Source organism: Solemya elarraichensis gill symbiont (genome assembly GCF_002021095.1).
In the GTDB taxonomy this organism is placed as follows: Bacteria; Pseudomonadota; Gammaproteobacteria; order Chromatiales; family Chromatiaceae.
Genome location: NZ_MPRK01000204.1, coordinates 1 through 3098, shown reverse-complemented (window position 1 = coordinate 3098; position 3098 = coordinate 1). Strand labels below are relative to the sequence as shown.

The window sequence follows — 3098 nt, the reverse complement described above, 5'->3', positions numbered from 1 at the left end:
GGAAAGCAGCGTTAAATCGTTTTATGATCGAGTTTGAAGATCGACTCATTGACCATATTTGAACAGGGCAGTTACACAGAATTATCTACAGGCTCAAGACGAACTTGTAATACCGCCTTATCATTATTACTGGCTTTCAGTTTGATACTCTAAAATCTATTGCGTGATTACTGGTTTCCGTTTCTCTTTCGGGTGGTAGACAGCGCTAGGGTAACCAGTAAGTAGTTTTGGTATCTCATTGTCCAAATAAGTTTCTATATTTCTTGCAGTTATCAATTCCCTTTGGAATTCTGCAACAAAGTTACTAACTAATTTGTCAACTTTATATTCGTATGTCATTACATGTACCTGCCATGTGTGCACATATTAGCAAATACCTATATTCTTGACACTAATAATTCGCAATAATCAAAATATTTACGGAATTCAAACCCACCTAGGGACTCCCAACCGGATTGTTATATTACGATTAAAACTCAGGTGCACCATCCGGGTTCGATCCTGACAGCACGTTTTCAATCTGAAGCATCGCATTCATTGTCATCACCAGGTTCTCCAGGGTAGAAAGGCCTTCGATGTTGTCCAAAGTGTTATCCTTGATGACGTATTGCACAGTCACGTTTAACCGCTGCGTCTCTTCATCATAGGCAGGCTCAATATCGACATTGCCACCTGATGCTACAAAAGCATTCAGTACCTGCTGCAGATGTTCACCCGGTTTCATCTTGATGAAACCAGAATAGATTTCTGAAAACTCACTGATGGTGAGATCGTACTTGTATCTCAGTTCTGTACTTTGATCATCAGAAAGTCCTGCATTGACATGATGCTCGTTGTTTTTATATTTCCTGCCCAGTTCTACCTCCATGTTATCCAGGTACAGCTTGCCTATTTCTATAACAAGAGGCTCATGTTTTTCTAACAGTGTTTGACTCATTTTCACTCACTCGAATAAAGATAAATTTGCTGCTTTCAGCCAATTGTTCAGCATAACTTGCCGGTCAATGTAGCAGAACAATATTCCTATGTCAGTCTGGAATGAACTGGTATTAGTGCCCTTTACCCCAACTGAAGCGCATCAAGGGACTCCTCAAGATCGATAGCCCCTTTGTAGCCCACAATAAAACACCCCATGATATTCCGTAAGCCGATGATTCTATTGTGAATGTATGGTGGACGTCAGGGATTTGGATCTGTATTGAATAAAACGTGGTCTGTCCCCTATTGTTTGATTATGTGAAGGAAGTCGGTGCTGACTGCATTATAGTCGGCTCACACAAACCTGGATTGCGAGACTTTTTTCTAGGCTCTACAGCGTCTCGTATCGTACGTTATGCGCCCTGCTCGGTGCATGTGCTTCGCTAACGACCGCTTCCGACCCAAAGTAGTCTTTCGACATCCATTCAAATAAGTCTGAATCAGTAATTCCATTGAATATAAGACCGGCTATGCATTAGCATACAAACAGAAACAGTGGCCCATGGTAAACAGATAAATCAACGCAAACCGCTAAATGATAATAATGGTGAAAGGATTATCGTAATAATTCGTTACACATCTTATTGAATGGCCATGAAAACTAAATTTCCCATTTAGTTATCTGGAATGTTCTGCTTTCGGTAGGTCACCATACTTACGCCTACACTTCTCCATACTTCACTCGCTTTATATTCATGCTTTCCAATAGTAAATGAACTACCTAGGTATTTTGCGCATGGAGAATAACTATTGACCACATTTATTATTATAGGAGCCCTAACACCTTTCATTAATTGAAGTGGCTTCCATATATCCTTCACAGAACTTCTAAACCTTAATTACTTAGTATTATGGTTGAAATGAAAAGCAGGTGGTATGTTCTCTTTCAAATAGAAATACAGCGGTTTATAGTAACTTGAGTTACACAAAAACAAATATGCATTCTGATTGTTGGATGCCATAACTTTGGCTGACAAATTTCCAATCTTCTTTCTTATGGTAAGAGTAATAGCCATATGATGACAGACCTAAAATCACACATAGAATTAGTACTCCTATTCCTCGAATCCATTCTTTTCTTATTGCCTCTATGGCCAATGCTAAACCAATCATCGCAATGAGATGCACCGGCATTATAGTCCTCAGTAAGTAAACGGGTTTAACTAAACCTGTCAACCAGAGTGATAATGGAGGAAAAACTAATAGAAGCGCTAAAAAAATCCCTATCTTCCTCTCGTGACGGTATAGCCAGTATAATATTCCTGAACTTGAAGTTATGAATAGGATGGCCCCAGTGATAATTCCAGCATTGTTTCCTACTAAAAATGCAAGATTCCGGGCTCCAAATAGATTAAAAAAATCTTAGCAAAGCAATCCCAGCACTATCCTGTTTTAACCAGTTGAAGCTAGTAGTATTTAGGCCTGTAAATAACCATGGAAGAATGGTAATACCAGCAATGAGTGATATAAGAACAGGATGAAAAATAAAACGCTTGTCAAATTTATGGCGACCAGCAACTAAAGCCAAGAAGTACGCCACGCCACTAACAGTTAAATAGTGCAAAGCTATTGGATGCGTGTGTACCATTAGAATGACACCGATAAATGTCAACAGAAGATCTAACCTCTGAGGTTTTTCAAGGGTTTCACTTGACTGAATTAAGCGAATCAATGAGATAAGTAAAATCAACCATCCAATTGAAAGCAATATGTACTGCCTTGCTTCCTGGCTGTAAGTAATATTGATATCAGATAAAAGGACAAATAATGAAAGTAGAAAAGCTACGCTACGTCCTGCAAGTGCCTTACCTAACATCCAACAAAGCATGACACTCAGCGAACCTAATATTGCATTTGGGAATCGCAATGCAAAAGCCCCGTCTCCGGGGGACCAAAAAAGTGAGGTAATAAGATAAAAAAGTGGCGGTTTGTTTACTATTTGCTGAGTCCAGAGTTCATACGCTGAAAAGGTTGAGTGAACAGAAGTAGTTGCTTCATCTCTCCAAATTGATTGTGCATCAAGATCAAACACAAGCGTGTCTTTGATCTCGTGATGTAAAACGGGACATCCAAGTCGCCCTTTTACACTCGATCTTCGACAGCCTTTATTGCCCCGGACG

At 39.6% G+C, this 3098-nt stretch carries 2 protein-coding genes and 1 pseudogene; 1 reads left to right on the top strand and 2 read right to left on the bottom strand.

All coding sequences use genetic code 11. From position 1 onward, the window contains the following. Positions 1 to 469: 469 nt before the first annotated feature. Complete coding sequence (locus BOW51_RS09030; protein ID WP_078477439.1) at positions 470 to 937, bottom strand: hypothetical protein; 468 nt, start codon at positions 935 to 937, stop codon at positions 470 to 472. A 296-nt stretch (positions 938 to 1233) separates the two neighbouring features. Between BOW51_RS09030 and BOW51_RS09025 the strand changes: the two are divergent. Beyond that, a pseudogene (locus BOW51_RS09025) lies at positions 1234 to 1365 on the top strand (universal stress protein); the annotation flags it as partial. A 964-nt stretch (positions 1366 to 2329) separates the two neighbouring features. Here the strand turns inward: BOW51_RS09025 and BOW51_RS09020 are convergent. Then, positions 2330 to 3098 (bottom strand): glycosyltransferase family 39 protein (locus BOW51_RS09020; RefSeq protein ID WP_135568196.1); only part of this gene is annotated, 769 nt, incomplete at its 5' end.

What these genes read in the sequence shown, in the direction of transcription:
- BOW51_RS09030 (WP_078477439.1), bottom strand. Translation starts at nt 937, where the DNA reads ATGAGTCAAACACTGTTAGAAAAACATGAGCCTCTTGTTATAGAAATA.